The sequence below is a fragment of the Cupriavidus sp. 2KB_3 genome (genome assembly GCF_052115685.1).
GTDB lineage: Bacteria > Pseudomonadota > Gammaproteobacteria > Burkholderiales > Burkholderiaceae > Cupriavidus > Cupriavidus campinensis.
This window is the reverse complement of sequence record NZ_JBFRHD010000027.1, coordinates 11832-33782: the sequence shown is the minus strand read 5'-3', so window position 1 is coordinate 33782 and position 21951 is coordinate 11832. Positions and strand designations below refer to the sequence as shown.

At 68.9% G+C, this 21951-nt stretch carries 22 protein-coding genes; 14 read left to right on the top strand and 8 right to left on the bottom strand.

Annotated elements, in window-relative coordinates:
- Nucleotides 1-85 precede the first annotated feature (85 nt).
- Both AB4120_RS24435 and AB4120_RS24430 read right to left on the bottom strand, forming a co-directional pair.
- Nucleotides 86-496 carry a rubredoxin gene (locus AB4120_RS24435; protein ID WP_149137972.1) on the bottom strand — a complete coding sequence of 137 codons (411 nt, stop codon included), beginning with the start codon at nt 494-496 and terminating at the stop codon, nt 86-88.
- 81 nt (nt 497-577) lie between these two features.
- Nucleotides 578-1684, bottom strand: coding sequence for an NADH:flavin oxidoreductase/NADH oxidase (locus tag AB4120_RS24430; RefSeq protein WP_149137973.1), 1107 nt, complete (start codon nt 1682-1684; stop codon nt 578-580).
- Between the two features lie 111 nt (nt 1685-1795).
- Here AB4120_RS24430 and AB4120_RS24425 point away from each other — a divergent pair, with 111 nt between their 5' ends.
- From AB4120_RS24425 to paoC, 4 genes are all read left to right on the top strand, one after another.
- Nucleotides 1796-2707: a LysR family transcriptional regulator gene (locus AB4120_RS24425; RefSeq protein ID WP_149137974.1), complete on the top strand. Its 912-nt coding sequence runs from the start codon at nt 1796-1798 to the stop codon at nt 2705-2707.
- A gap of 133 nt (nt 2708-2840) precedes the next feature.
- Nucleotides 2841-3512, top strand: coding sequence for an aldehyde dehydrogenase iron-sulfur subunit PaoA (gene paoA, locus AB4120_RS24420; RefSeq protein WP_441642960.1), 672 nt, complete (start codon nt 2841-2843; stop codon nt 3510-3512).
- The gene (locus AB4120_RS24415) at nt 3509-4459 is read left to right on the top strand and encodes an FAD binding domain-containing protein (RefSeq protein WP_149137976.1); all 951 of its coding nucleotides are present in this window, start codon (nt 3509-3511) and stop codon (nt 4457-4459) included. Before paoA ends, AB4120_RS24415 begins: the two co-directional genes overlap by 4 nt.
- Nucleotides 4460-4505: 46 nt before the next feature.
- Nucleotides 4506-6731, top strand: coding sequence for an aldehyde oxidoreductase molybdenum-binding subunit PaoC (gene paoC, locus AB4120_RS24410; RefSeq protein WP_149137977.1), 2226 nt, complete (start codon nt 4506-4508; stop codon nt 6729-6731).
- A 26-nt stretch (nt 6732-6757) separates the two neighbouring features.
- Here the strand turns inward: paoC and AB4120_RS24405 are convergent, their stop codons facing one another.
- Both AB4120_RS24405 and AB4120_RS24400 read right to left on the bottom strand, forming a co-directional pair.
- A complete protein-coding gene (locus AB4120_RS24405; protein WP_149137978.1) occupies nt 6758-7033 on the bottom strand; it encodes a YcgL domain-containing protein in 276 nt (91 codons plus the stop codon).
- A gap of 77 nt (nt 7034-7110) precedes the next feature.
- Entirely contained in the window at nt 7111-8319 is a 1209-nt protein-coding gene (locus AB4120_RS24400; RefSeq protein ID WP_441642959.1) for an NAD(P)/FAD-dependent oxidoreductase, read from the bottom strand.
- 276 nt (nt 8320-8595) lie between these two features.
- Here AB4120_RS24400 and AB4120_RS24395 point away from each other — a divergent pair, with 276 nt between their 5' ends.
- The 6 genes from AB4120_RS24395 to AB4120_RS24370 all read left to right on the top strand — a co-directional run bounded on the left by AB4120_RS24395 (nt 8596) and on the right by AB4120_RS24370 (nt 13521).
- A complete protein-coding gene (locus tag AB4120_RS24395) occupies nt 8596-9633 on the top strand; it encodes an ABC transporter substrate-binding protein (RefSeq protein WP_149137980.1) in 1038 nt (345 codons plus the stop codon).
- 191 nt (nt 9634-9824) lie between these two features.
- Complete coding sequence (locus tag AB4120_RS24390) at nt 9825-10580, top strand: GntR family transcriptional regulator (protein ID WP_262389841.1); 756 nt, start codon at nt 9825-9827, stop codon at nt 10578-10580.
- Between the two features lie 3 nt (nt 10581-10583).
- The gene (locus tag AB4120_RS24385; RefSeq protein WP_149137982.1) at nt 10584-11408 is read left to right on the top strand and encodes a transporter substrate-binding domain-containing protein; all 825 of its coding nucleotides are present in this window, start codon (nt 10584-10586) and stop codon (nt 11406-11408) included.
- A 79-nt stretch (nt 11409-11487) separates the two neighbouring features.
- Complete coding sequence (locus AB4120_RS24380) at nt 11488-12156, top strand: amino acid ABC transporter permease (RefSeq protein WP_149137983.1); 669 nt, start codon at nt 11488-11490, stop codon at nt 12154-12156.
- Complete coding sequence (locus AB4120_RS24375; protein ID WP_149137984.1) at nt 12153-12809, top strand: amino acid ABC transporter permease; 657 nt, start codon at nt 12153-12155, stop codon at nt 12807-12809. Before AB4120_RS24380 ends, AB4120_RS24375 begins: the two co-directional genes overlap by 4 nt.
- On the top strand, nt 12790-13521 hold the full coding sequence (locus tag AB4120_RS24370) for an amino acid ABC transporter ATP-binding protein (RefSeq protein WP_144196593.1): 732 nt from the start codon (nt 12790-12792) through the stop codon (nt 13519-13521). The genes AB4120_RS24375 and AB4120_RS24370 overlap by 20 nt, the downstream gene beginning before the upstream one ends.
- On the opposite strand, the gene AB4120_RS24365 is transcribed toward AB4120_RS24370, so the two are convergent.
- Complete coding sequence (locus AB4120_RS24365) at nt 13518-14441, bottom strand: sterol desaturase family protein (RefSeq protein ID WP_441642958.1); 924 nt, start codon at nt 14439-14441, stop codon at nt 13518-13520. The genes AB4120_RS24370 and AB4120_RS24365 overlap by 4 nt on opposite strands.
- Nucleotides 14442-14704: 263 nt before the next feature.
- On the opposite strand from AB4120_RS24365, the gene AB4120_RS24360 reads away from it, so the two are divergent.
- The 4 genes from AB4120_RS24360 (at nt 14705) to AB4120_RS24345 (ending at nt 17964) form a co-directional block, all read left to right on the top strand.
- Nucleotides 14705-15013, top strand: coding sequence for a hypothetical protein (locus tag AB4120_RS24360; protein ID WP_262389842.1), 309 nt, complete (start codon nt 14705-14707; stop codon nt 15011-15013).
- Nucleotides 15014-15070: 57 nt separating this feature from the next.
- A complete protein-coding gene (locus AB4120_RS24355; RefSeq protein WP_149137985.1) occupies nt 15071-15784 on the top strand; it encodes a response regulator in 714 nt (237 codons plus the stop codon).
- Nucleotides 15784-17115 (top strand): ATP-binding protein, encoded by a 1332-nt coding sequence (locus tag AB4120_RS24350; RefSeq protein ID WP_149137986.1) that lies wholly within the window; start codon nt 15784-15786, stop codon nt 17113-17115. Before AB4120_RS24355 ends, AB4120_RS24350 begins: the two co-directional genes overlap by 1 nt.
- A gap of 105 nt (nt 17116-17220) precedes the next feature.
- Nucleotides 17221-17964 carry a DUF4410 domain-containing protein gene (locus AB4120_RS24345; RefSeq protein ID WP_149137987.1) on the top strand — a complete coding sequence of 248 codons (744 nt, stop codon included), beginning with the start codon at nt 17221-17223 and terminating at the stop codon, nt 17962-17964.
- On the opposite strand, the gene AB4120_RS24340 is transcribed toward AB4120_RS24345, so the two are convergent.
- The 3 genes from AB4120_RS24340 to AB4120_RS24330 all read right to left on the bottom strand — a co-directional run bounded on the left by AB4120_RS24340 (nt 17946) and on the right by AB4120_RS24330 (nt 21944).
- Complete coding sequence (locus AB4120_RS24340) at nt 17946-19217, bottom strand: M20/M25/M40 family metallo-hydrolase (RefSeq protein WP_149137988.1); 1272 nt, start codon at nt 19215-19217, stop codon at nt 17946-17948. The two genes, AB4120_RS24345 and AB4120_RS24340, sit on opposite strands and share 19 nt — an antisense overlap.
- 125 nt (nt 19218-19342) lie before the next feature.
- Nucleotides 19343-20077, bottom strand: a complete 735-nt coding sequence (locus AB4120_RS24335; RefSeq protein ID WP_149137989.1) for a BON domain-containing protein — start codon at nt 20075-20077, stop codon at nt 19343-19345.
- Between the two features lie 172 nt (nt 20078-20249).
- Nucleotides 20250-21944 (bottom strand): FAD-dependent oxidoreductase, encoded by a 1695-nt coding sequence (locus tag AB4120_RS24330; RefSeq protein WP_441642957.1) that lies wholly within the window; start codon nt 21942-21944, stop codon nt 20250-20252.
- Nucleotides 21945-21951: the final 7 nt, after the last annotated feature.

The following is a 21951-nucleotide window of genomic DNA, read 5'->3' as shown; positions in this document are numbered from 1 at the left end:
CCACAGGGCGAACAAACCAAAAAAAAAGGGCGGGGATGCACTCCCGCCCTGTTTTTCATTTCCGGCACGCGTCAGGTCTGGCGGCTCAGAACTCCACCATCGCAAAGTCTTCCTTGCCCACATCGCACTCGGGGCAGCGCCAGTCGTCCGGAATGTCTTCCCAGCGCGTGCCGGGCGCGATGCCGTCCTCCGGCAAGCCGGCCGCTTCGTCGTAGACCCAGCCGCAGATGATGCAGACCCATTGCTTGAATTCCGCTTCGGGGGCCGCCGGCTTCTCGGCGCTGGCGGGGGCGTCCTGGCGGGCTTCGGGATCGTCGAGACTGAAGACCAACGGCGCGGCCGTGCCGCTCGCCAGATCGGCCAGGTGACCCTGGAGCCGCGCCATCAGCGCCCGGGTCTCCTCCAGCGTGAAGTCGATCCAGAACGGATCACCAGCGCCATCGTTCAGGCGTTGCGGGGAAAACTGAAGTTCGAGGACGGAGCCTTTCTTGTACATGCGTCGAGGGGGTCGAGGGCGGCAAAGGCGCGTAGATGGGGGCGATCGGCGGCGCTTCAAGCCACGCCGCCGAGATCCGCCTTACTGCTGCACCTTGTAGCGCTCGAGCCAGTGTGCGTACGGCGCCGGCAGCACCCACGACGGGCGCTCCACGTTCAGCGCCATGCCCGCCTGGTACGGCCAGTGCGGGTTGGACAGCAGCGCGCGGCCCACCATGACGAGGTCGATCTGGCCATCGGCCACGGCCTGGTTGGCAATGGCCGGATTGTCGATGCCCCACGAAGCCGCCACCGGCAGGCCGGCCTCGCGGCGCACGCGCTCGGCCACCGGGGCCAGGAAGGCGGGGCCCCACGGAATCTGCACGTCCGGGATGGTGAAGCCGACGCTGACATTGAGCATATCGAGCCCGCCCTCGCGCATCGCGCGGGTCAGCTGGATCGATTCGTCGAGCGTGCGGGCGTCGTCGCCGTCATATTCGATCACGCCAAAGCGCGCGGTCAGCGGCAGGTTCCTGGGCCAGACTTCGCGCACGGCGGCCAGCGTTTCCAGCAGGAAGCGGCTGCGCCCAGCCACGTCGCCGCCATAGCCATCGGTACGCTGGTTGGTGTGGCGCGAGAAGAAGCTCTGGGCGAGATACCCGTGGGCGAAGTGCAGTTCAAGCCACTGAAAGCCGGCTTCCAGCGCGCGCTTGGCGGCGGCCACGAAGTCGGCCTGCACACGGGCGATGTCGTCGAGCGTCATCGCCTTCGGCACCTTGGGCAGATGGGCGCCGAACGGCACGGCGGACGGGGCGATGGTCGGCCAGCCGCGCGCATCGTCTTCGGCGATATGGTCGTCGCCTTCCCAGGGCCGGTTGGCGCTGGCCTTGCGGCCGGCGTGGGCGATCTGGATGCCGGCCACGGCACCGCCGGCCTTGATGGCGGCGGCGATGCGCGCCATGCCGGCCATCTGCTCGTCGTTCCAGAGACCGGTGCAACCCGGGGAGATACGGCCTTCCGGCGACACCGCCGTGGCCTCGACGATCACCAGGCCCGCACCGCCGCGCGCCAGCCCGGTGTAGTGCGCCAGATGCCAGTCGTTGGTGACACCGTCGACAGCGCTGTACTGGCACATCGGCGGAATGGCAATGCGGTTGCGCAGCGTGACGTCTTTCAGCGTGAAGGGGGTGAACAAAGCGGCGTCGCTCATCGGATGGCTCCGGGGGTGTTATCGAGGGTGCCAATCGTATGCGTCCGTCGCTATAATGAAAACTATCTGGCGATTATCGCCACAATAAGAGTTTGTTATGGTGATTCGGTGATGGTGAACCCCCAATGGCTGAAATCCTTCGCCACGCTGGCGGAGCTGGGCAACTTCACGCGCACGGCTGACCGCCTGGGGCTGACCCAGGCCGCCGTCAGCCAGCACGTGCGGCATCTGGAAGATCTGTATGGATCACTGCTGATCCGCCGGCCCCGCGCCCTTGAACTGACCCCGGCGGGTGCAGCGTTGCTGGAATACTGCGCCGAGGTGAACCAGGCGCATGAGCGGCTGGCCTCGCGGCTCTCCGACGCCGATGCCACGCAGGGCGAGGTGGCACTGATCACGCCGGGCAGCATCGGCCTGTTTATCTACCCGATGCTGCTGGACCTCCAGCAGGAGCATCCCGGGCTGGCCGTGCGCCACCGCTTCGCGCCCGATACCGAGGTGCTGGAAGCGGTACTGCACAACCACTATGAACTCGGCATCGTCACGCTCAAGCCGGACGACACGCGCCTGACCGCCACGCCGTTCATCGAGGAACCGCTGGAACTGGTGATCCCGCCCGACGAGGAAGTCCATAGCTGGGACGACCTCGTACGCATCGGTTTCATCGACCATGCCGAAGGCCAGGCGATGGCCAACCGGCTGCTGAGCCGGCGCTTTCCCGGCAATCCGGGCGCGTTCCACCTGCCCCGGCGCGGCTTCAGCAACCAGATCGGCATGCTGCACGAGCCGGTGGCGCGGGGGCTCGGCTTCACCGTGGTGCCGCGCTTTGCGCGCGAGGCGTGGGAGCGCACCCGCCCGGTCAAGGTGGCCGAATGCGGCCCGCCGGTGGTGGACACGCTCTGGTGGATCCATCGCGCCGAATGGCCGCTGTCGGCACGCGCCACGGGCGTGATCCGGTATCTCCGGCAGCGCATCGAGGCGGCCTGCGGCAGCATGGTCTGCCTGCTGCCACCCGAGCTATGACAGACGCCAAAACTGCTGGATTCATGAGCGCAGCTAACAAGCGTATGCAGATTCTTGCGCCTACCCTTTGTGCGCCATGGCTCCTATCATTCCGGTTTGCCTTGCCCGAAAGTCCACAAAACAAGGACCCCCCATGGAAGATTTCGGCGACATCAGAATGTCACGGCGCGACCTGCTCAAGGCGGGCGCGGCATCGGCCACCGCAGTGGCCGTGCCCACCGCCCAGGCGCAAGACAGCCCGGCCAATATCCCCTCCCCCACCAACCCCTCCCCCAGCGCCAGCCGCCCACCCGTGATGGCCACCGTCACGCTCGACGTCAACGGCCGCCGCCATACGCTCAAGCTGGACACCCGCACCACGCTGCTGGACGCCCTGCGCGAACACCTGCACCTCACCGGCACCAAGAAGGGCTGCGACCACGGCCAGTGCGGCGCCTGCACGGTAATGGCCGATGGGCGGCGCATCAACGCCTGCCTGTCGCTGGCCGTAATGCACGATGGGGGCAAGGTCACCACCATCGAGGGCCTGGGCACGCCCAGCAGCCTGCATCCGATGCAGGCCGCCTTCGTCAAGCATGACGGCTACCAGTGCGGCTATTGCACGCCGGGCCAGATCTGCTCCGCCGTGGCCGTGCTCGACGAGATCCGCCAGGGCATTCCCAGCCATGTCGGCGCCGACCTCAACGCGCGGCCGCAGATGAACGTGGTGGAGTTCCGCGAGCGCATGAGCGGCAATATCTGCCGCTGCGGCGCCTACGCCAACATCGCCGACGCCATGAGCGAAGTGGCCGGGAGGCAGGCATGAATCCCTTCAGCTACGAGCGCGCCAAGACCCCGGCGGAGGCCGCCGCAGCCGCCGCGCGCACGCCGGGCAGCCGCTTTATCGCGGGTGGCACCAACCTGCTCGATCTGATGAAGCTCGGCATCGAATCGCCCACGCACCTGATCGACGTGAACGGCCTGCGGCTCGACAAGATCGAGCCCACCGCCGAAGGCGGCCTGCGCGTGGGCGCGCTGGTGCGCAATACCGACCTGGCCGCCGATACCCGCGTACGGCGCGACTACGGCGTGCTGGCCCGCGCGCTGCTGGCCGGCGCTTCGGGCCAGTTGCGCAACAAGGCCACCACGGCCGGCAACCTGCTGCAACGCACGCGCTGCCCGTACTTCTACGACACCAACCTGCCGTGCAACAAGCGCGCGCCGGGCAGCGGCTGCTCGGCCATCGGCGGCGTGACGCGCCAGCATGCGGTGATTGGCGTCAGCGAGGCGTGCATCGCCACCCATCCAAGCGACATGGCCGTGGCCATGCGCCTGCTCGACGCCACCGTGGAGACCGTCCAGCCCAACGGCACCGCGCGCACCATTCCGATTGCCGATTTCCATCGCCTGCCGGGCAACACGCCGCATATCGAGACCGCGCTGCTACCGGGCGAGCTGATTACAGCTGTCACGCTGCCGCGCCCGCTCGGCGGCGTACACGCCTACCGCAAGGTGCGTGACCGGGCCTCGTACGCGTTCGCGCTGGTCTCGGTGGCGGCCATCATCCAGCGCGACGGCACCGGCCGGGTGGCGCTGGGCGGCGTGGCCCACAAGCCGTGGCGCGTGGAAGCCGCCGAGGCAGAGCTGCCGCACGGCGCGCGTGCCGTCACCCAGCGTCTGCTGGACGGCGCCACGCCCACCCCCGAGAACACCTTCAAGGTGGCGCTGGCCGAGCGCACGCTGGGCGCCGTGCTGCTGCAGGCCAAGGGCTGAGGTCCAAGGGCTTAGGCACGGGACAAAACAGGAAAAGGACGCTCCGATGAAATTCGACACGCCCGCCACCACCAATCCGATCGACCAGCTCAAGGTGGTCGGCCAGCCGCTCAGCCGCATCGACGGCCCGCTCAAGACCACCGGCACGGCGCGCTATGCCTATGAATGGCACGACGCCGCCCGCAACGCCGCCTACGGCTACGTGGTAGGCGCCGGCATCGCCAAGGGCCGCATCGCCGCCATCGACACCGACGCCGCCCACCGCGCGCCGGGCGTGCTGGCCATCGTCACCGCCGCCAACGCCGGCACGCTTGGCAAGGGCCGCTTCAACAACGCGCGGCTGCTGGGCGGCCCGGCGGTGCAGCACTACCACCAGGCCATCGCGCTGGTCGTGGCGGAGACTTTCGAGCAGGCGCGCGCCGCCGCCCAGCTGGTGCGGGTGCGCTATGAACGCGAGCGCGGCAGCTTCGACCTCGCCGCCTCGCGCGACAGCGCCACACGCCCCAAGTCCGGCGTGCCCGAATCGGCCCGGGGCGACTTCCCCGGCGCGTTCGCGGCGGCCCCGGTGCAGTTGGACGCCACCTACTCTACCCCCGACCAGGCCCACGCGATGATGGAGCCCCATGCGTCGATGGCCAGCTGGAACGGCGACCAGCTCACGGTGTGGACGTCCAACCAGATGATCGACTGGAGCCGGGGCGACCTCGCCCAGACGCTCGGCGTGCCGAAGGAAAACGTGCGCCTGATCTCGCCCTTTATCGGCGGCGGCTTCGGCGGCAAGCTGTTCGTGCGCGCCGATGCGGTGCTCGCCGCCCTCGGCGCGCGGGCGGTACGCCGGCCCGTGAAGGTGGCGCTGACGCGCCCGCTGATCTTCAACAACACGCCGCACCGGCCCGCCACGATCCAGCGCATCCGGCTGGGCGCCGGGCGTGACGGCCGGCTGACCGCCATCGGCCATGAAAGCTGGTCCGGCGACATTGACGGCGTGAAGCCCGAGAACGCGGTGCAGCAGACCCGCCTGCTCTACGCCGGCGCCCATCGCATGACCGCGCTGCGCCTGTCCGCGCTGGACCTGCCGGAGGGCAACGCCATGCGCGCGCCCGGCGAGGCGCCCGGCCTGATGGCGCTGGAGATCGCCATGGACGAGATGGCCGGCAAGCTCGGCCTCGATCCGGTGGAATTCCGCGTACGCAACGACACCCAGGTGGACCCGGAGAAGCCCGAGCGCCCGTTCTCGCAGCGGCGTCTGGTCGATTGCCTGCGCATTGGCGCCGAGCGCTTCGGCTGGCAGCGCCGCGCCACGCGCCCCGGCGCGGTGCGCGACGGCCAGTGGCTGGTGGGCATGGGCGTGGCGGCGGCGTTCCGCAACAACCAGGTGGCCAAGTCGGGCGCGCGCGTGCGGCTGGACAAGCGCGGCATGGTCACCGTGGAAACCGACATGACCGACATCGGCACAGGCAGCTACACCATCATCGCCCAGACCGCCGCCGAGATGCTGGGCCTGCCGATCGACAAGGTGGTCGTGCGGTTGGGCGATTCGGCCTTCCCGGTATCGTCAGGCTCGGGCGGCCAATGGGGCGGCAACAGCTCCACCGCCGGCGTCTACGCCGCGTGCGTGAAGCTGCGCGAGGCGATTGCCACGCAGGCCGGCCTCGATGCCGCCACGGCGGTGTTCGAGAACGGCCGGGTCCGCGCCGGGGGCAGCACCGGAGGTAGCACCGGCGGGCGCGCCGTGCCGCTGGCCAGCGTGGCCGCGCGCGGCGACATCGTGGCCGAAGACACCATCGAGTTCGGCGACCTCACGCGCCGCTACCAGCAATCCACCTTCGGCGCGCATTTCGTCGAAGTCGGCGTGGATGCGGACACCTGCGAGATCCGCGTGCGCCGCATGCTGGCAGTCTGCGCCGCCGGGCGCATCCTCAACCCGAAGTCCGCCCGCAGCCAGGTAATTGGCGCCATGACGATGGGCGTGGGCGCGGCGCTGATGGAGGAACTGGCCGTGGACAAGCGGCTGGGCTGCTTCATCAACCACGACCTGGCCGGCTACGAGGTGCCCGTGCATGCGGACATCGGCCCGCAGGAGGTGGTGTTCCTCGACGAGACCGACCCGATGTCCTCGCCCATGAAGGCCAAGGGCGTGGGTGAGCTGGGAATCTGCGGCGTGGGGGCGGCCGTCGCCAACGCCGTCTTCAACGCCACCGGCGTGCGCGTGCGCGACTACCCGATCACGCTCGACAAGCTGCTCGGGCGCATGCCCGATCTCTCTGCCTGAAGCCTGAACGCTGCCAGCCAGCCCGGCTAGTCCCACGGGCGGGGCGCCGACGCCGGGGATCGGTGTCGCGCCTCGCCCAGGATGCGGCATTCGTCCACCGCGCAGTAGCCGTCACGCTGCAGCGCACTCCAGACCTCGGTGGCGCTGAGGCCGGTGAGCGGCGTGTGGGGATCGAAATCACATGACTCCACCCGCTCCGGCGGACCGAGCCAGGCGAGCATGGCGGGCGGGATGTTTTCCAGCGGGTGCGTGTGCGCGACGAAAAGAGCGCGTACACCACGGCGATGTATCGAGATCTTCACGACGGTACCCTTCGAGAGCAACGGACCTGTCCAATTTTTAGGATGCGGGATGGCCGAAGGTCAAGGCCATCCCTGTATCAAGGTATTAATGCCCCGGCGATCCGGTCGGCCGTATTGACCGAGTCGGTCAGCCCCAGATGGCCGTGGCCCACTGCCAGCCAGAGGCCGGGCTGGCCTTCGGCCGGCCCCACCACGGGCACCGAATCCGGCATGCAGGGCCGGTGGCCCATCCAGGTGGTGACGTGGGCCCCATCGAGGCCCTTGAATGTCTCGCGCGCAATACGTTCGAGGATGGCCGCGCGCTTCGCGTCGGGGGGCGCCGCCAACCCGGCAATCTCCACCGTGCCGCCCACGCGCAGGCCGCCCTCCATCGGCGTGACGAAGATCTTGCGGTCGGTCAGCACCACGGTGCGCGACACGGCGTCGTGCCGGTTGGTGAACTGCACGTGATAGCCGCGCTGGCTCTCCAGCAGCAGCCGCACGCCCTGCGGGTCCAGCAACCGGCGCGACCATGCGCCCGCCGCCACCACCACATGGTCTGCGGTGTGGCGGCCTTCCGCGCCGCTCAGCAGCCATCCCCCGCCCTGCCGGCGCAGCCCGCGAATATCGTCACGCACGATCCGGCCGCCACGCGCGGCGAAGGCCGCGGCAATCGCCTCCGTGTAGCGTGCCGGGTTGCGGATGGTGGCGTGGTCGGCCAGATAGACGCCCGCCTGATAGCGCGGCGCCACGCCGGGCTCCAGCGCCTCGATGCCGGCGCGGTCGAGCCGCTCGAAGCGGAAACCGAAGCGCTCGCGCAACTGCCACGCCGCCGCATCGGCTTCCAGCGCCGCGGCATCGGGGTACAGGTGCAGATGGCCGCGCCGCATGAACAGTTCCGGCACGCCGACTTCGCGCGCCAGCGCTTCGTGCCGGTCTCCGGCGTTGGCATGGAGCGCGGCCAGCGCCGCTGCCGACTGCGCCACCCGCCCCGGCGCGGCCGAGAGCACGAAGCGCGTCAGCCACGCCGCCGCCGTGGGCAGGTAGGCCAGCCGCAGATGGAGCGGGCTTTGCGGATCGAACAGCATCTTGGGCAGCGAGGCCAGCACGCCCGGCATGGCCAGCGGCGCCACCGAACTCACGCTGATAGCCCCCGAATTGCCGTAGCTGCACCCCTGCGCGGGGCCGTCCCGGTCGATCAGCATCACTTCGGCGCCGCGCTTGCGCAGCGCCAGCGCGATACAGCAGCCGACAATGCCGGCGCCTACCACGGCGACCCGTGGCGTCCTGTCAGTGGTCTTCGTCATGGGCCGAAACGGTAAACGGATCGGGCGGCGCCGGCAAGCCATTGCGCCGATGTTCGCCCAGCCGGGGCGCCAATTTGCCGTCAATGCGCTGCCATGGCGCATGGCGTGACGCATTGCGGTGCGCCACACGGCCCGCCCGGCGCCGGGGCCGTGGCACGGAACCTGCTGAACGGGGGGCAGGAGAGTAGAAGCGTTCAGCGGCCCGCCACGCCATGTCGGGCCGCCCGGAAATTGCTCGCCGCGTGTTCCCACACCCATTTTCCGGAGAGCTTTCCCATGCGCCGCCGTTCCTTTCTCCACGCCACCGCCGCCACCGCTGTGTCGTCGCTGATTGCCACCCCCGCCTTCGTGCGCGCCGCCGGCAGCCTGCAGAAGTTCAAGTTCAACCTCGGCTGGAAGGTCGAGGCGTCCGGCGCCGGCTTCCTGCTCGCCCAGCAGCGCGGCTATTACAAGGACGCCGGGCTCGACGTGGTGATCGACACCGGCAACGGCTCGGCTTCGGCCATCAGCCTCGTGGCGGGCGGCGCCTACGACTGCGCCTCGGCGGATCTGGCGGCCATGCTCGAATTCAACGCCGCCAACCCGGCCGCCGCGCTCAAGGCGGTGGCCATCCAGTACGACCTGAACCCCAACGCGGTGATCGTGCGCAAGGACGGCCCGATCCGCAAGCCGGGCGATCTGGCGGCCAAGACCATCCTCGGCCAGCCGTTCAACGCCTCGCGCAAGCTGTTCCCGGTGTTCGCCAAGGCGCAGGGCTTCGACCCGTCCTCGGTCAAATGGGAGAGCGCCACGCCGGACATCGGCGACACCCGCTTCGTCAAGGGCGACTTCGACGCCGTGGCCTACTTCTACTTCACCGGCCTGCTGAACCTCAAGGCGCGCGGCATGGGCCCGGAGAAGCTCAGCGTGTTCCGCTTTTCCGACTACGGCATGAAGTCGTACGGCAACGGGCTGGTCGCCAACCCGAAGAGCATGGCCGAGCACCCGGACGCCATGAGAGCCTTCGTCAAGGCCTCCACGCGCGGCTGGATCGAGGCGATGGCGGACCCGCAGGCCGGCGCCGCCGCCGTCAAGGCGCGCGAGCCCCTGGCCGACCAGACGCTGGAATTCGAACGGCTGAAGCTGATTGTCGACGGCTCGATGCGCACCCCCGATACGCTGCGCGACGGCTGGGGCGCCGCCACCCAGGCGCGCCTGCAGGCCACCATCGACGAGACCGTCGGCGCGTTCGGGATGAAGCCCGGCCTGACCGTGGCGGACATCTGGACCGGCCAGTTCCTGCCAGCCCCGGCGGACCGCAAGCTCAAGGCATAAGCCCGGAGGCGGCGATCCGCCCTCCCCCAAAGATCAAAGATCGCCCGGCCGCGTGCACCACGCACGGCCGGTCATGCACCCCAATGGGGCCCGGCCCGCCCTTCGGCAGGGGCCAGCCGGCCGCTTGCGCCCCAATTTTGCCCACAAGTCTTGCATACAAGGCTGGCATACCACTTGCAATAGTGGTTGCCGTGAACGACACCCAAGACAAACCCTCCGCCGACATTGCCCAGCGCATCACCGAGGCCATGCTCGCGCAAAAGCTGCTGCCGGGCTCGCGCCTGGGCGAGCAGGAACTGGCCGCGCTGTTCGGCGTCAGCCGCACGCTGGTGCGGGAAGCACTGATGCGGCTGGCCGCGCGGGGCATGGTGACCGTGAGCGCCCGGCGCGGCTGGTACCTGATCGAGCCCGGCGCCGACGATATCCGCGCCGCGTTTGCCGCCCGCCGCATCATCGAGACCGGCCTGCTGCGCGAGATCAGCGCGGCCCAGCCGCCCAGCGCGCCGGCCATCCACACGCTGAAGGTGCATATCGCCCGCGAAAAGGCGGCGCTGGACGGCAACGACGCCGGCGAGCGCAGCTTCCTGCTCGGCGACTTCCATGTCTGCCTGTGCGCCACGCTGGGCCACGGCCTGCTCGTGGATACCCTGCGCGACCTGACCGCGCGCACCACGCTCGTGGCCAGCCGCCAGCAGTCCGCCGCCGACGCGGGCCGCTCCTGCGCGCAGCACGAGGAAATCGTCAACGCGCTGGCCGCCGGCGACGGCGAACGCGCCGCCCAGTTGATGACCGACCACCTCGGCGAAGTCCACGCCAGCCTGGACGCCGTGCCGGCGGACCCGCTGGCCGGCCTGCGCCATGCCCTCGCACCGGTTTCCGGCCGCGCGCCGGCGCCTCCGATCTCCGCTTCCTCCCGCTCTAACCCACCCGCTTTGCAAAAGGACTGACCGATGACCCCGACTCCATCGACCCCGCTGTTCTCCAAGGCCCGCCGCGCGCTGCTGCTGGGCCTGTTCGCCAGCGCCAGCGTCTGCGTGGCCGCCATGCCCCGTCCGGCGCAGGCCGACACGCTCGCGGACATCACCAAGGCCGGCGTGCTGCGCGTGGCGGTGCCGCAGGACTTCCCACCGTTCGGCTCGATTGGCGCCGACATGGCACCGCAGGGCCTGGACATCGACGTGGCCGCGCTGATGGCGAAGAAGATGGGCGTGAAGCTGCAACTGGTGCCGGTATCCAGCACCAACCGCGTGCCCTACCTGCAGACCCGCAAGGTGGACCTGATCATCTCCAGCCTCGGCAAGAACCCCGAGCGCGAGAAGGTGCTGGACTTCTCCGAAGCCTATGCCCCGTTCTACAACGGCGTGTTCGGCCCGGCCGACATGGCCGTGAAGAGCGCCGCCGACCTGGCCGGCAAGACCGTTGGCGTCACGCGCGGCGCGGTGGAAGACCTGGAGCTGTCGAAGATCGCCCCGGCCAACGCCACCATCAAGCGCTACGAGGACAACAACGCGACGATCTCCGCGTTCCTGTCCGGCCAGGTACAGCTGATTGCCACCGGCAACGTGGTGGCCTCGGCGCTGATCGCCAAGCATGCGCCCAAGGCGCCCGAGACCAAGTTCCTGATCAAGAACTCGCCGTGCTTCATCGGCATGAACAAGGACGAGCCGGCGCTCCAGGCCAAGGTCAACGCCATCCTGGCCGAAGCCAAGAAGGACGGCGCGCTGAACTCGTTGTCGATCAAGTGGCTGCTGCGTCCGCTGCCGGCGCAGCTCTGATCCGGCTCTGATCCGGCTCTGATCCGGCTCTGATCCCAAACCGCTCCCTGCCCCGCTCCCGCTGCAACCGGTCCCGTCCATGGCCTATCAGTTCGATTTCCTGTCGGTGCTCGATTACACCGACGTCCTGCTCAAGGGCATCGCCGTCACGGCCCAGCTCACGCTCACGGGCGGCGTGCTGGGCGTGGCGGTGGCCATCTTCGGCGCCTGGGCCCGGACGCAGGGGCCGGCATGGCTGCGCGCCATCGTCGGCGCCTATGTGGAGGTGATCCGGAACACGCCGTTCCTGATCCAGCTCTTCTTCATCTTCTTCGGCCTGCCCAGCCTGGGCGTGCAACTGCCCGAGATGGTGGCGGCCTCGCTGGCGATGGTGATCAACCTTGGCGCCTACGGCACCGAGATCATCCGGGCCGGGCTGGCCGCCACGCCGCGCGGACAGTTCGAGGCCGGCGCCAGCCTGGCGATGTCGCCGCTGCAGGTGTTCCGGCACGTGGTGCTGCGCCCGGCGCTGCAGAAGATCTGGCCGGCGCTGTCGAGCCAGATCGTGATCGTCATGCTCGGCTCGGCGGTCTGCTCGCAGATCGCCGCGCAGGACCTGACCTATGCCGCCAACTTCATCCAGGGCCGCAACTTCCGCGCCTTCGAGGTCTATCTGGTGAGCACCGTGATCTACCTGCTGCTGGCGCTGCTGCTGCGCCAGCTACTGCGCGGCGTGGGCCGGCAGCTGTTTGCGCGGAGGGCGCGATGATCGACTTCACGCTGTGGGACATCGTGCGCAACCTGCTGCTGGCGGCGCGCTGGACCGTCCTGCTGTCGCTGGTGGCCTTTGTCGGCGGCGGCGTGGTGGGCCTGCTGGTGCTGCTGATGCGCACCAGCAAGCGGCCCTTCCTGCGCCGCGCCACCTGGGCCTATATCGAGATCTTCCAGGGCACGCCGCTGCTGATGCAGCTGTTCCTGGCCTTCTTCGGCCTCGCGCTGTTCGGCGTGGATGTGCCCGCGTGGCTCGCCGCCGGCGTGGCGCTGACGCTCTGGACCGCTGCCTTCCTGGCCGAGATCTGGCGCGGCTGCGTGGAGGCGATTCCGCGCGGCCAGTGGGAGGCGTCCGGCAGCCTGGCCATGAGCTACGTGCAGCAGATGCGCCACGTGATCCTGCCGCAGGCCATGCGCATTGCCGTGGCGCCGACCGTCGGCTTTGGCGTGCAGGTCATCAAGGGCACCGCGCTGGCGTCGATCATCGGCTTCACCGAGCTGTCGAAGGCCGGCACGATGATCGTCAACGCCAGCTTCCAGCCATTTACCGTGTATGCCGCCGTAGCGCTGATGTACTTCGCGCTGTGCTGGCCACTTTCGCAAGCCAGCAAGATGCTGGAGAGGAAATTCCATGCCGCTCATCGCCATTGACCAGGTTCGCAAGTCGTTCGGCAGCAACGAGGTCCTGAAGGGGGTTTCGCTGTCGGTGGAGCCGGGCGAGGTCATCGCCATCATCGGCAAGAGCGGCTCGGGCAAGAGCACGCTGCTCCGCTGCATCAACGGGCTGGAGTCCATCGACGCCGGCGCCATCACCGTGGCCGGCGCCCATCTGGCCGATACCGAGCTGCAACTGCGCGCGCTGCGGCTCAAGGTGGGCATGATCTTCCAGCAGTTCAACCTGTTTCCGCACCTGAGCGCGGGACGCAACGTGATGTTGTCGCCGATGATCGTCAAGGGTGTGCCGGAAGCCCGGGCGCGTGAGCTGGCAGAGCTGAACCTGGCCCGCGTGGGCCTCTCGGCCAAGTTCGACGCCTATCCGGATCAACTCTCGGGCGGGCAGCAGCAGCGCGTGGCGATTGCCCGCGCGCTGGCCATGCAGCCCGCCGCGCTGCTGTGCGACGAGATCACCTCGGCACTGGATCCGGAACTCGTCAACGAAGTGCTCCAGGTCATGCGCGGGCTGGCCGCTGACGGGATGACGCTGCTGATGGTCACGCACGAGATGCGCTTCGCCCGCGAGGTGTGTGATCGCGTGGTCTTCATGCACCAGGGCAAGGTCCACGAGATCGGGCCGCCGGACGAGGTCTTCGCCCGTCCGAAGACCCCGGAGCTGCAGCAGTTCCTGGGCATGGTGGAAGCCTAGGCGCGGGCCTGACCCTGAGACTGTGCACGCAGGTTCTCGGTGGTCTCGCCCTTGCCGTCGGGCTGCCAGCCCGGGGGCATGGTCAGGTAGCCGAGCGCCGCGCCGAGGCTGGGTGCCGCTGCCATGTCGCGGAACAGGCCAATCCAGTGTTCGAACTGGTTCATCAGCGGGTTCGCCGTACGGGACGGCTTGACCAGCCCGTAGCGGCACGGCTCGTCGGCGCGTTCGGCCACGTAGGTGCCGAACAGGCGGTCGAACACGATCAGCACGCCGCCGTAGTTGGCATCCAGGTAATCGACATTCGAGGCATGGTGCACGCGGTGTGCGGACGGCGTGTTGAGCACGTATTCGAGCCAGCCCAGGCGCGGCACCCAGGTGTTGTGCAGCCAGAACTGGTACAGCAGGTTGAACATCAGCGTGGTCAGCACCACTTCCGGGCGCACACCGAGCCAGACCAGCGGCGCGAAGAAGATCGCCGTGCCGGTGAGTTTGCCCGTCCAGCCGAGCCGGTAGGCCGAGGCCAGCGTGAGCTGGTTCGGCGAGTGGTGGACCGCGTGCGTCGCCCAGAAGAAGCGCACGCGGTGCGAGGCGCGGTGATACCAGTAGTAGCAGAACTCCTGCCCCACGAAGAGCAGCAGCACCATCAGCGCGCTGTTGAGCGTGACCGTGAACAGGCGGTGGTCCCAGGCGAAGGCAAACACCGGCGTGGCCAGCGAGAGCGGCAGCAGCACCGAGAGCTTGCGGCCGGCCAGGTCGGCCAGCGACAGCCAGACCTCACGCCAGTCGAACGGGGCCTTCGAGTCCCGGCGCTTGCGCCAGAGCACCACGGCTTCGACGAGCGAGACGGCGACGATAAACGCCGTGGCGTAGAGGGCTATCCGCTGGACGGATAGCTCGGGGTTGGCGGTGGGAGTCAGCATGGCGTGCCTCATGGGGTAGTCGGTTGGGGATCGGGAACGCACTGTCAGGAACAGGATGGTGCGTCGCGGTGAGCCAAATGTAGGTGCCCTCCGCCAGCCGCGCCATGCGGGAAATATGTCGCCGGATGTCATGCACGGACCGGTGCCGCGCCGTGTAACACCGCGACATGGTTTCCGCCTCGCGGACTGCCCCGGCCCTTCCTATATTTCGTCCCGTTGCCGCCGCACACCGGTCGGCCCACCTCACCAGGAAGGGACTCATCATGAAACGCCTCAGCTTCGCTACCGCCACCGTCGCCCTCATCGTCGCCACCGTGACCGCCGCCACGCCCGCCTTCGCCGGCTGGTATGGCGCAGGGGCCGTCGTCGTCATGCCGCCGCCGCACGCCGTGTATGTCGCCCCGGCGCCGCGCGCCGTCTATGTCGCCCCGCCGTTGCCGCCGGTCTATGTCACGCCCCAGGCCGAATATGTCGCGCCGCGCGCGGTCTATGTGGCGCCGCCGCCCCATCCGGCCGTCTGGGTGCCAGGGCACTGGGCTGGCCGTGTATGGGTGCCCGCGCACTGGGCCTGACATTGGACCGGCGGATGTGTATCTTTCCCGCATGACGGGTGGTCAAGGAGACGTGCCATGGAGGTGGTCAACCGCATCCTCGTGCTGGACGACGAGGCCGAGTTGCGCAACATGCTGCAGCGCTTCCTGACCAGCCAGGGGTTCCGCGTGCGCGCCGTGGCCGATGGCAAGCAGCTGGACCGCTACCTTCAGCGCGAACCGTACGACCTGCTGGTGCTCGACCTGATGATGGCGCCCGAGGACGGCCTGACCATCTGCCGGCGGCTGCGTGCAGACGGCATCACGTTGCCCGTACTGATGCTGACCGCCAAGGGCGATCCCATGGACCGCGTGCTGGGGCTGGAAACCGGCGCGGACGACTACCTCGCCAAGCCATTCGTGCCGGACGAGCTGGTGGCCCGGATCCGCGCGCTGCTGCGCCGCCAGCGCATTGCGGCGGGCGACCCTACCGTCACCGCGCAGACGCTGCGCTTCGGCGAATTCGAGTTCGATGTCGGCCAGCAGACGCTGCGGCTGCGGGGGAGTCCCGTGGAGGTGCATTCGGCCCAGATGCTGTTGCTGCACGCGCTGGGCTCCTCGCCCAACCGGCCCGTGAGCCGGGAGAACCTGCTCGCCCGCGCCCGGGGGCGGGACCATGACGCGCTGGACCGCAGCATCGACGTGCAGGTGCTGCGCCTGCGCCAGATCATCGAGGAAGACCCATCCAAGCCCCGCTTCATCAAGACGGTGTGGGGCGTGGGCTACATGCTGGTGGCCGGCGTGGCGTCGTGATGCGGCTGCCCCGGTCGCTGCTGGCGCGCAATATCGCCCTGCTGGTGGCGCTGGTGGCCGTCACGCAGGCCTGCTCCCTGACGGTGCTGCTCCACTACATGCAGCGCCCGCGCATCGAGCGGGCGGCCATCATCTTTGCGGACTATGTGAAGACGCTCGATAGCGTACTGGCCGCGCTGCCGCCCGCCGAAGCACAGGCGGTCACCGCGCGGCTCGGCGCCCAGACGGCAGACCCGGTCCCAGCGCCCACCGCAGACGGTACCGCCAGCCCACTGCGCCTGTTTCGCACCTACCAGCGCGATGTCTTCCTGCAAGCCCTGCGCCGCGACCTGCCGCCCGACATGCCGGTGCGCTGGCAGATCGGCGCCCCCGATGCCGAGGAACGCCTGTGGATACGGGTGCACGTGGCCGGCACCCCGGCGTGGATTTCCCTGCCGATGACCGCCGATGCCCGCGCCAGCGGCATCCTGGCCGCGCTGGCGCTCTCCACCGCACTGGCGATGCTGGCCGCGCTGACCGGCTACCTGATCCAGCGCCACTTGAACCGGCCGTTGCAGGACCTCGCCCGCGCCGCACGCGACGTGTGCGGCGGCGAGATGCCTGCGCCACTGCCCACGGACGGCCCCACGGAAATCGCGCAGGTCAGCGCCGCCTTCAACCAGATGACCGACACCCTGCGCCAGGCTGAAGCCACCCGCGCGCTGATGCTGGCGGGCATCTCGCACGACATCCGCACGCCGCTGACCAAGCTGCGCCTGGCCATGGCGATGGCGATGCCACGCGGCAGCGACGACGCTTTCGTCGCCTCCACCGAAAATTATCTCGACCAGATCGACACCATCCTCCAGCAGTTCATGGACTACGCCGGCAGCGGCGAGCGCGAGCCGCCCCAGCCGGGGGACCTCAACGCGCTGGTGCGGCAGTTGTCATCCGATTTCGCGGGGCTGGGGCACAGCTTCGAGTTGTCGATCGGCAACCTGCCGCCGCTCGACTACCGCCCGGTGAGCCTGATGCGGCTGCTGATGAACCTGATGCAGAACGCCGTGGTCTACGGCCGCACCGGGCTCGCTGTGCGCACCTGGGCCGATGCGGAAACCGCCTATGTGGCGGTGTGCGACCGGGGCGACGGCATCGGCGCCCAGCAGCTGGAGCAGCTCAAGGCGCCGTTCGCTCGCGGCGACAACGCGCGGGGCCATTCGGGCGGCACCGGGCTGGGGCTGGCGATTGTCGAGCGCATCGCGCGGCTACACGGCGGCTCGCTGCAATTCCGCCCACGTGACGGCGGCGGCCTGGAAGCCGTGGTGGCGCTGCCGCTGCGGCCAGCGGCCTGACATTTCTCGACATACTTCCTGCATGGCATCTGTGGGCGGTTTTTCCCATACTGGGTTCCAGCGATGCACCGACACGCTCCAACCCAACCGATACAGGATTTCGCCATGCAAACCACCCAACTCTCCCTCATTGCCCGCCGCTTCACCCTCGCCACGCTGACGGCGGCCTCGCTGCTTGCCGCCGGCTACGCCAGCGCCGCCACCACCATGACGCAGGACGTTGCCGCCGTGCCCGGCAACGCGGACATCATCTACGTGCAGACCTTCAACGCCAGCCCCGATCAGGTCAAGGTGGACAGCCGCCTGATGCAGAAGGTCATGGCGATGGCCGGCACCGACAGCCAGGCCGGCAAGGCGGTGCGCGATGCGCGCGAGGCCCGTGACCAGGTGAGCGATGAAATCGTGCGGCAGCTGCGCGCCAAGGGGCTCAACGCGGTACGGCTGGATGGCCCGGTCCCGGCGGGCGCGAATGCGCTGGTTGTTACCGGCCAGTTCGACAAGATCGATGAAGGCAACCAGCGCCGCCGCATGCTGGTGGGCCTGGGCGCGGGCAAGAGCGATGTGGGCGCGTCGGTCGAACTGGTCTACCAGCCCGCCAATGGCCCGGCGATGCCCGTGCAGGACTTCCACGCCAGTGCGGACAGCGGCCACCTCCCCGGCGTGGCGGAAACCGCCGGCGTGGGCGCGGTGGCCGGCCATGTAGCCATGTCAGCCGCCGCCGGTGGCGCAGCGCATGGCGTCAGTGAACTGAAGCACCACAGCGTCTACAACGACGCCACGCGCCTTGCCGACGCCATCGCCAAGCAGGTTGCCCAAGCCGCTCAATCTGCTCAGCGCCCGCTCTCCTGAAGCATGCGCGTCATCAGGTAGAGGCGCGGGACGATGGAATCGAGTTCGATGTACTCGTCCCGCGCGTGATAGCCAAAGCCGGACAGGCCGAAGCTCTCCACCACGGCGGCCTTGCCCGATTGGCCCGCAAAGCCGGCATCGGTGGCCCCGCCCGTGCCGGGAAACAACGCCAGCTGCCGGCCATCCAGTTCCGCATAGATCTTCTGGGCCTGCGCCGCCAGCTCCCGGCCGCGCGCATTGACCACGAAGGGCGGGCGGCCCTCCTCCATGGTGATAATGGTCTGCGTATCGGGCACCAGATGGCCCGCGTTGACCTTCTCCTGCAGCGCCGCCTGCAGCTTCTGGGCGGCACCGGCAGCCGTCACGCGCACGTCGCCGAAGGCGCTGGCCGATGCGGGAATCTGGTTGCGCGCATCGCCGGCCTTGGCATTGGTCCAGTTCAGTTGCGAGCCCGGCACGGACTTCGCCACGTCGCGCGTCTGCTGCAACTGGTAGGCCAGTTCCATCAGGGCATTGCGGCCCAGCTCCGGCGCCGCGCCGGCGTGCGCGGCGCGGCCCTGGACGGCCATCGTCGCGGAGGCCGTGCCGGCGGCGCCAAGCAGCAGCGACTCCGTCTTGGCCACGGCCTTGGCCGGATTGGGCTCGCAGGACAGCACCACATCGTGCTGCGCACCCAGCGCGGCAATCACGGCGCCAGAGCCGAGCGAGCCGATTTCCTCGTCGGCGTTGAACAGCACGGTCACCCGTGCGAAGTCCTTCCAGCCCTGCGCCTTCATGATTTCCAGCGCATGCAGGATCACCGCGATGCCGCCCTTGTCATCCGCGATACCCGGCCCGTAGAGCTTGTTGCCTTCCTCGCGGATCGGCTGCGAGGCCAGCGTGTTGTGCGGGTAGACGGTGTCCATGTGGGCGATCAGCAGGATGCGGCCCCGTCCCGTGCCCTCCAGCGTGCCCTTGACGATCGGGCCGTGGCCCTGCGCCGCCGGCACGCGCTCCACGCTGGCACCCAGCGCCTTGAGGCGCTTCTCGGTGTAGGCGGCCATGCGGTTCAGCCCGTCGATGTCATGGCTGCCGGACTCGATCGACACCATCTCCTTGAGGGACTGCACCACGCCCGGCTGCGCAGCCTGTGCCGCCTGCAGCAGGGCCGCGTCCGGCCCGGCGGCCAGCGCGGTGCCGGCCCAGGCCAATGACAATGCGATGGAGAGCGCAGCGGGCAGCGCTGCGCGGCGGTGGCGAACGGAACGGGGCATGAGGATTCCTGTGTGGACGGTTGGCGACAAAAACCGATCCTAGCGCCTGTGCGCGCGGCCGGGGAGAGTCAATCCCGCCAATCCACGCGCCATTCCCGCCACCGACATGCCCCTCAGGAGGTGATTTAGCTGCTCAGCGAGATCCGGTTGACGACGTCCTCCACGCCGTACACATACCAGGCATCTCGTTCGACCTGTTTGCGCGCGCCTTCGCTCGTGGCATAGCCGTCGAGCGTCACCACACGCTGCGCGGTGCGCACCGCGATGCGGCCCGCATCGACGAACGGATCGGTTTCCAGCACCAGTTGCAGCGCCTCGGTGATTTCCTCATCGCTATCCGCCTCGGCCGGCGCCACCACCAGTTCGTTCACCACACAGCGGCAGCCGCGCGACCACCACGCCAGCACGCCAGCCAGCCGCATGTGGGAGAGGCTGATCACATTGCCGGTCAGGGTGACCACACCGTTGGCGGCGGCCACCTCGATCCAGCCACTGCGCTCGCCCACGGCCTCCCGGCGTGCCTCGTCCTGGCCCTTCACCCTCGCGCATATCTTGCAGTTGCGGAAATCGATCGCGGTAAGCAGCCGCTGGCACACGGCATCGCGCAGTTCGCCGTCGCCCACCGGCGCGGCGCCATCGGCAATGCGCAGGTGGTCAATGACCATGGTCACGCCGTCCACGCGCCGCAGGTGTGCGGCGGCGCGCGTCTTGTCGACGATGTCCGCCACCTCGCCCTCGAGGATCAGCGCGCCGTCGGAAAGCCGCAGGTGAATGGTGGGATGAAGGTGATGGCCCTGATACGGCACATGCGCCAACGCGGCTCGCGCCTGCGTCAGCACCGCTTCGCTACTCTGCTGCATGATGTTTCTCCATGTTTCGTGGAGATGAGTGGCGCGTGCCCCTGCCTGCGAGCACGCGTGGCAGCGACAGTGCCGCGCATCAGCCCGCACGGCCTGTCCGTCCAGCTATTGTAGGCATTCCGATGGGAGCGCGTTGGCGGAGTGATGCCGGCGCCTCAGAGGCGGAAAGGGTTCAGCCCGCGCCGGGCTGGCAGGTGCCGCGCATGCCGGCCAGCACGGCGTGAATCTGCGCGACCACGGCGGCGCCCTCGCCCACGGCGGACGCCACACGCTTGATCGACCCCGAGCGCACGTCGCCGATGGCGAACACCCCTTCCAGGCTGGTTTGCAGGGACGGTACGTGCGGCACGGCGTCGGGCACATCGGCCCCGGTCAGCACGAAGCCTTTCTCGTCGCGCAACACCCCGCAGGTGGCCAGCCACGCGGTATTCGGCGCCGCGCCGATGAAGACGAACAGGTGATGCGTGGTCATGCAGCCCTCCACGCCGCCCGCGCCCCGGTAATACACCCGTTCGAGACGGGCCCCGCCCTCGAGCGCGCGCAGGTCTACGCGGGTATGTACGGTCACGTTGGGCAGCACGGCGATCCGCTCGGTCAGGTAGCGCGACATGCTGTGCTCAAGGCTGTTGCCCCGAATAAACAGGTGGACATGCTCCGCATGCGCGGCCAGGAACACCGCCGCCTGCCCGGCGGAATTGCCGCCGCCCACCAGCAGCACCGGCTCCTTGCGGCACAGGCGCGCCTCGATCGGCGTGGCCCAGTAGTAGATGCCGGACGACTCGAAGCGATCAAGGCCGGTCACTTCCGGCCGCCGGTATTCAGCGCCGCTGGCAATCACCACGGTGCGCGCGGCAATGCGCCGCTCATCGGCCAGCTCCACGAACAGCGGGCGCCGGTCGCAATACAGGGCCTTCACTTCACATGGAATGCCGATATGGGCGCCGAATTTCTGCGCCTGGGCGAAGGCGCGGCTGGCCAGCGACTGCCCGGTGATGCCAGTGGGAAAGCCCAGGTAGTTCTCGATGCGCGCGCTGGTGCCGGCCTGCCCGCCCGGCCCCCGGCAGTCGAGCACGGCCACGGACAGCCCTTCGGACGCGGCGTAAACTGCCGTGGCCAGCCCGGCCGGGCCGGCACCAACCACTGCCACGTCATAGACGTGGGTCGGATCGAACTCGGGAATCAGGCCCAGGCACGAGGCCAGGTGGCCTTCGTCAGGATTGCGCAGCACGGTGCCGTCCGGGCAGACCACGAGCGGGAAATCGTCCGGCAGCGGCGTCAGGCGTTCGAGCAGCGCGACGGCCTCGGGGTCCATCGCCGCGTCGAGCGTGGTGTTGGGGAAGCCGTTGCGCCGCAGGAAGTTCTGGAGCGCGAGCAGCCGCCCGTTGTCCGGCGCGCCGACCAGCACCACGCCGTGGCCGCGCTCGATCACCAGCATGCGGCGCAGGATCAGCGCGCGCATGATGGTCTCGCCGACATCGGCCTCGCTGATCATCATCGCACTGAGTTCGTCGGGCCGCACCAGCACGGCCTCCACGTCCTCGATCACGCGCGCATCCACCACGGCCGGCTTGTTCGACAGCTGCGTCACGTCCGAGGTGAACTCGCCGCGCTGGGTGTAGGTGTGGAGGACGCGCTCATGGCCCAGCCCGTCGCGCCCGACGATCCGCACCTTGCCGGACAGCAGCAGGAACATGCCCGGGCACAGGCTGCCGGCGCGATAGAGGTACTCGCCGGTGGCAAAGTGCGACAAGCGCCCAAAGCGGCGCACGCGCTGGATGTCCTCCTCGGTCAGCACGGGAAACATCTGCGCGTAGCGCGGATGTTCGCGCACGCCGGCGTCATCCTCCGGAACCGGATTGTCGACCATCACCCCC

Excerpts from the sequence above, each read along its gene's own strand:
- AB4120_RS24350 (WP_149137986.1), top strand. The coding sequence starts at position 15,784 with ATGCGGCTGCCCCGGTCGCTGCTGGCGCGCAATATCGCCCTGCTGGTG.
- AB4120_RS24355 (WP_149137985.1), top strand. The coding sequence starts at position 15,071 with ATGGAGGTGGTCAACCGCATCCTCGTGCTGGACGACGAGGCCGAGTTG.
- AB4120_RS24335 (WP_149137989.1), bottom strand. The coding sequence starts at position 20,077 with ATGCAGCAGAGTAGCGAAGCGGTGCTGACGCAGGCGCGAGCCGCGTTG.
- AB4120_RS24375 (WP_149137984.1), top strand. The coding sequence starts at position 12,153 with ATGATCGACTTCACGCTGTGGGACATCGTGCGCAACCTGCTGCTGGCG.
- AB4120_RS24365 (WP_441642958.1), bottom strand. The coding sequence starts at position 14,441 with ATGCTGACTCCCACCGCCAACCCCGAGCTATCCGTCCAGCGGATAGCC.
- AB4120_RS24385 (WP_149137982.1), top strand. The coding sequence starts at position 10,584 with ATGACCCCGACTCCATCGACCCCGCTGTTCTCCAAGGCCCGCCGCGCG.
- AB4120_RS24395 (WP_149137980.1), top strand. The coding sequence starts at position 8,596 with ATGCGCCGCCGTTCCTTTCTCCACGCCACCGCCGCCACCGCTGTGTCG.
- AB4120_RS24435 (WP_149137972.1), bottom strand. The coding sequence starts at position 496 with ATGTACAAGAAAGGCTCCGTCCTCGAACTTCAGTTTTCCCCGCAACGC.
- AB4120_RS24345 (WP_149137987.1), top strand. The coding sequence starts at position 17,221 with ATGCAAACCACCCAACTCTCCCTCATTGCCCGCCGCTTCACCCTCGCC.
- AB4120_RS24415 (WP_149137976.1), top strand. The coding sequence starts at position 3,509 with ATGAATCCCTTCAGCTACGAGCGCGCCAAGACCCCGGCGGAGGCCGCC.
- AB4120_RS24340 (WP_149137988.1), bottom strand. The coding sequence starts at position 19,217 with ATGCCCCGTTCCGTTCGCCACCGCCGCGCAGCGCTGCCCGCTGCGCTC.
- AB4120_RS24380 (WP_149137983.1), top strand. The coding sequence starts at position 11,488 with ATGGCCTATCAGTTCGATTTCCTGTCGGTGCTCGATTACACCGACGTC.
- AB4120_RS24400 (WP_441642959.1), bottom strand. The coding sequence starts at position 8,319 with ATGACGAAGACCACTGACAGGACGCCACGGGTCGCCGTGGTAGGCGCC.
- AB4120_RS24425 (WP_149137974.1), top strand. The coding sequence starts at position 1,796 with ATGGTGAACCCCCAATGGCTGAAATCCTTCGCCACGCTGGCGGAGCTG.
- paoA (WP_441642960.1), top strand. The coding sequence starts at position 2,841 with ATGGAAGATTTCGGCGACATCAGAATGTCACGGCGCGACCTGCTCAAG.
- paoC (WP_149137977.1), top strand. The coding sequence starts at position 4,506 with ATGAAATTCGACACGCCCGCCACCACCAATCCGATCGACCAGCTCAAG.
- AB4120_RS24430 (WP_149137973.1), bottom strand. The coding sequence starts at position 1,684 with ATGAGCGACGCCGCTTTGTTCACCCCCTTCACGCTGAAAGACGTCACG.
- AB4120_RS24360 (WP_262389842.1), top strand. The coding sequence starts at position 14,705 with ATGAAACGCCTCAGCTTCGCTACCGCCACCGTCGCCCTCATCGTCGCC.
- AB4120_RS24330 (WP_441642957.1), bottom strand. The coding sequence starts at position 21,944 with ATGGTCGACAATCCGGTTCCGGAGGATGACGCCGGCGTGCGCGAACAT.
- AB4120_RS24370 (WP_144196593.1), top strand. The coding sequence starts at position 12,790 with ATGCCGCTCATCGCCATTGACCAGGTTCGCAAGTCGTTCGGCAGCAAC.